The organism is Terriglobus sp. YAF25 (assembly GCF_052113305.1).
In the GTDB taxonomy this organism is placed as follows: domain Bacteria; phylum Acidobacteriota; class Terriglobia; order Terriglobales; family Acidobacteriaceae; genus Terriglobus.
Genome location: NZ_JBFRCY010000412.1, coordinates 1 through 4,518, shown reverse-complemented (window position 1 = coordinate 4,518; position 4,518 = coordinate 1). Strand labels below are relative to the sequence as shown.

General features: G+C 59.9%; 4 protein-coding genes. All 4 read right to left on the bottom strand.

Annotation, left to right across the window (positions count from 1 at the left end; genetic code table 11):
• On the bottom strand, window positions 1-1,070 hold a 1,070-nt coding region (locus AB4043_RS16830; protein WP_442307575.1), incomplete at its 3' end, for a threonine synthase.
• A gap of 7 nt (window positions 1,071-1,077) precedes the next feature.
• Window positions 1,078-1,638, bottom strand: coding sequence for an NUDIX domain-containing protein (locus AB4043_RS16825; RefSeq protein ID WP_442301701.1), 561 nt, complete (start codon window positions 1,636-1,638; stop codon window positions 1,078-1,080).
• Between the two features lie 7 nt (window positions 1,639-1,645).
• The gene (locus AB4043_RS16820) at window positions 1,646-3,790 is read right to left on the bottom strand and encodes a CocE/NonD family hydrolase (protein WP_442301703.1); all 2,145 of its coding nucleotides are present in this window, start codon (window positions 3,788-3,790) and stop codon (window positions 1,646-1,648) included.
• 206 nt (window positions 3,791-3,996) lie between these two features.
• Window positions 3,997-4,518, bottom strand: a 522-nt coding sequence (locus AB4043_RS16815; protein WP_442307574.1) for a hypothetical protein, incomplete at its 5' end; no start/stop codon positions are given.

Here is a 4,518-nt window from a genome sequence, read left to right as displayed (position 1 = left end):
GTCTCAATCAGGTAGTCGTAGGCAGCCATCGACGAAGCGCCTTCCGGCGAGAGCAGCAGGCCTTCGTGCTTGCCCCAATCGGAGAGCGCGTCAAAGATCTGATCGTCAGTTCGCGAGACCACAGTGCCGCCGCTGGCGCGGACGATATCGAGAATCAGATAGTCACCATATGGCTTTGGCACCCGCAGGCCCGACGCGAAGGTCTGCGCATTGGGATACATGACCGATGCCTTTTCGCCAGCCTCATAGGCGACCGTGATCGGCGCACAACCTGCGGCTTGCACTGCAATCATCTTCGGACGAGGACCGGAGACCCAACCGAGCTCTTCCATCTCCTCAAAGGCCTTCCACATGCCGATCATCCCCACACCACCGCCGGTGGGATAAAAGACCGCCGCGGGATAGCGCCATCCGAGCTGCTCTACCAGCTCGTAGCCCATCGTCTTTTTGCCTTCGATACGATAGGGCTCCTTGAGCGTGGACATATCGAACCAGCCTTCGGCATCTTTGCGTTCGGCAACGATGCGGCCGCAGTCGGAGATCAGGCCATCCACCAGCGTGAGATGCGCGCCGTGAATGTGGCACTCCACCTGGTTCGACAGGGGGACATCCTTCGGCATGAAGATGTGAGCTTCCATCCCGGCAGCGGCAGCATAGGCAGCCATCGCTCCGCCGGCGTTACCCGCAGAAGGTGCCGCGACCTTGCGGATGCCCAGATGCTTTGCCATTGAGATGGCCATGGCCATGCCGCGCGCCTTGAAGGTTCCGGTAGGATTGGCTCCCTCTTCCTTAACCCATACCTTGCCGTAGCGGCGGCTGGGCAACATAGGCGTCCAGCCTTCACCGAGGGAAACCGGCGTCACCTCCGGCAAGACCTCGCGATAGCGCCACATTCCCGTGGAGCGAGGGTAGTCCGCTGTCACGCGATCACGGGCAGCAAGCCCTTTCGCCGCGGAGAGATCGTAGCGGACATAGTAGGAGCCTGCGCACTGTGGACAGACATTCTGCGGGACGGATGCGCTGGCCGTGTGGCCACAGCGCGAACATTCAAGATGCTTGATCGACGGCATACTTCCTTTATTCCGGACGCGGGTTATGCTCACGCCAGACTTTGTAGGCGCCCCACGCAGCGAGAGTGCAGTTGTCCTGGATCTCGCTGCGAAGGATCATCTGTTCGAATTCGGCGACGGAGACACGAAAGATCTCGAGGTCGTGCTCTTCCGGATCCCGCTCCGTTGCGCCCTGTTTCAAGTCCTCCGCGAGATAGAGATAGTGCCGCTGACGCATCACGCCATAAGCAATCCACATCTCGTTGAGAAGAGTCATGCGGCCCGCAACCAGGCCGGTTTCTTCACCCAATTCCCCATGAGCAAGCTCCTCGGGAACGATATCTTCAGTCTCCCAGCCACCCTGGGGGAATTCTTTGAACCGCTTACCGATGGTGTAACGATACTGTTCCACCAGGTAGACGAACTCTCCCTCGGATGTGCGCTCCAGAGGAATGATGATGCAGGCCGGGTCTTTCTCGATAACGCCATAGACACCCCGCACGCCGCCCGGGCGCTCGATGATGTCTTCCCGCACGCGTGTCCAGGGATTGCGGTAGACCTCGCGTGAGGAGATGGTCTTGATCGACATGAGTCTCCTACTCGGCGGGGACCAGCACTTCGAGGTGCGAAGGATGGGCTGCCGAGAAATAGATGCTCTGCGTCTGCGGCTTATACGCATCCGCGGGAGCGGTCATGATGTTTTCCACGAAGGTCTGCGGATTGCGATCGTAGAGCGGGAACCACGAGGATTGCACCTGCACCATGATGCGGTGCCCTTTTTTGAAGGTGTGGTCCGCTCCGTGAAGACTCCACTTGAACTCAGCGACATGGTTCGGAGCAATGGCTTCAGGCTTCTCGAAGCTCTTGTTATAACGGCCGCGGAAGATCTCATCGACGATCATGAGCTGATAACCAGCCATGGGCGCGGGAGCATCGTCCGGATAGACATCGATCAGCTTCACAACCCAGTCAGCATCGCTGCCTGTCGTGGAAGCGAAAAGGTCCGCGACGATGTCGCCGGTGATGGTGGTGTCTTTATCGAGCGCGAGCGACTGGAAGACAGCCGTATCGTTACGGCTGGTCACGAAGCGCTGATCTTCCACCAGCCACTGCCGCCACTTCGATCCATTGCCATAGGTGGACTGGATCGGCCGGGGGCGATAGGGAACAGGATTCGCGGGATCAGCGACGTAGGTGACCACCGAAGATTTGTCGTCCCCCTTTGGCGCTGCGAAGCTGACACTCTTCTGCGGAGCCAGATAGAGCTTCGCCGTCTTGAAGCCGGTCTTCGGCGGCCAGACATCGTAACGATGCCACTGATCTTCACCGGTGCGGAAGCTGGCAGTGTCCCTGAGATCGAAGCCGGGTTTGTCCTTCAGGTAGAACTCGAAGAACGGAGCTTCAATGGTCTTGCGGTATTGATCGCCCGCGGGAGCTCCGAAATCAACCGCTCCTAAATGGCGTGAAGTGGCTCCCCAGCCGCCGTGGTTCCATGGCCCGAGAACCATGAAGACGGCATGCTGCTTGTCCTTCTTACCGTCGTGCGGACGAAGCGCAGCGTACTCTGCCTGTGTGCCCCACATATCTTCCTGATCCCACCAGCCGCCGACTTCAAGAGTCGGCACTTCGATCTGAGTCAGGCGGGCCTGTACAGCCATTTCCTGCCAGAACTTCGTATAGCTTGGCTGCGTTAAGAACGCTTTGGCTGTCGGCAGGTGATCCATGCCGGCTGCCTTGGCTGCGCCCTCAAAGTTCCGGTTTTTCAGGAACCACTCAAAGAGATCGTCATTCATGGAAACGCGCTGATCGTCTTTGGCGCGCTCCAACTGCTGCACATAATCGAAGCCATAGGTCTCGCGGAAGGCTCCGTTATGGAAGAAGTCGTCACCCATCCAGACATCCGTCATCGGAGCCTGGGGGGAGATCGCCTTCACCGCCGGGTGGTGATCGACGCCGGCCATCATGGCAAGAAAGCCGGGATACGAGACACCCAGAACACCTACGCGACCATTATTGTTCGGCAGGTTCTTTACCAGCCATTCGACCGTGTCGTAAGTATCGGAGCTCTCATCCACCAGCTTGGCATCGGTACGATCGCCGTACTTATGGACGACCGGGCGATTCATGACGAACTGGCCTTCGGAGCCATAACGGCCGCGAATATCGGCGTAGACAAAGATGTAGCCGCTGGTGGCCAGCTCCGGCTTGGAGCCGTTCACCATGTCCGAACTTCCGCCCGCGCCGTAGGGCGTGCGCGACATCAGGACAGGCAACGGCTCCCCGGATTTCTCAGAGCCTTCCGGCCGCAGGATGACCACGTGCAACTTAACGCCGTCGCGCGCAGGAATCATCGCCTCGGTGCGGATGTATGGACGATAGTGGCTGACAGTGACGGGAGCGTCACCGATCTTGTCGTACGCCACATGCATGTTGCCGCGCGCAACGGTAAGACCTGTGACCTTTCCGCTGGCRTCACGCGTAAAGTCTACGGCCTGGTTGCCGCCCTCCGTGGTGAAACCACTTCCCTCAGGCTTAAGGGCAACGCGGCGGGCGCGCTCACTTTCCAGGGTGAGCGCGCTGCCGGAGAGGCGAACCGCCACCAGGACATCGGGCTCAGAATGCTGCGCGTACTCGCCCACCGCAGTCTTCAACAAAGCCTCATCGGCGCTTTGAGCAAATACAGGGGCAGATACGGCAAGCAGGGCAAGGCTACGAAGAGCGTACGAACGCAGCAGCATCATCGGCAGACTCCAAAAGGAACTAGGTCAGATTTCCGGCGGGGCTGGCCGCACACTGGAAGCCCACGCGGTTATGCGAGCCATCACAAAAGGGGCGCTTCTCACTGGCGCCGCAGCGGCGGAAGCCCCACACTGCCTCCACAGGGAAAATGCTCAGCGTTGCGAAGGCGGGGCATCCGAAGAAAGGTCGAGCAATTTGCGAATAGCAGCTAGCTGGAGGGCTCCGGACGCAGGCGGTCGCGCAATGAGATGGCTAGCTCTGTCAGGTGGCGCAAACGGCGTTCCAGAACCGGAGAAAGTCCGGGTTCGCGCAGGGCGAGCTCCGATTCCAGCAGAATCCCCGTCACCGACGACTTCAGCTCAGCCTCGAGGGATGCAGTGACGGCGCGCCGCGCGAGCTGCTGCTCTCGTTCGCGGCGTGCCAGCCCGGCACGAACCTCGCGGAGCAGCACAGAGCAGTCTTCCGCCGGCATACGGAACAGGATCGGCAGGGCCAGGCCGGAGTGCTGCCAGAAGAGATCAGCGCCGTCTGGATACTGCATCGCCAGATCAGCATCGACCATCACAACCTGGAACTCATTGCGGCGCAGCGTCGCCAAAGCCGACCGGCGGTTGGCGACAATCTCAATCGACGCGTTGAGGCGTTTTGACAGGAACGACGCGCAGCCTTCCGCCTTTGCCGAAGCACTGACCAGCAGAATCGTTGCTTCCATCGGTCTCTCCCTTAGATG

Excerpts from the sequence above, each read along its gene's own strand:
- AB4043_RS16825 (WP_442301701.1), bottom strand. The coding sequence starts at position 1,638 with ATGTCGATCAAGACCATCTCCTCACGCGAGGTCTACCGCAATCCCTGG.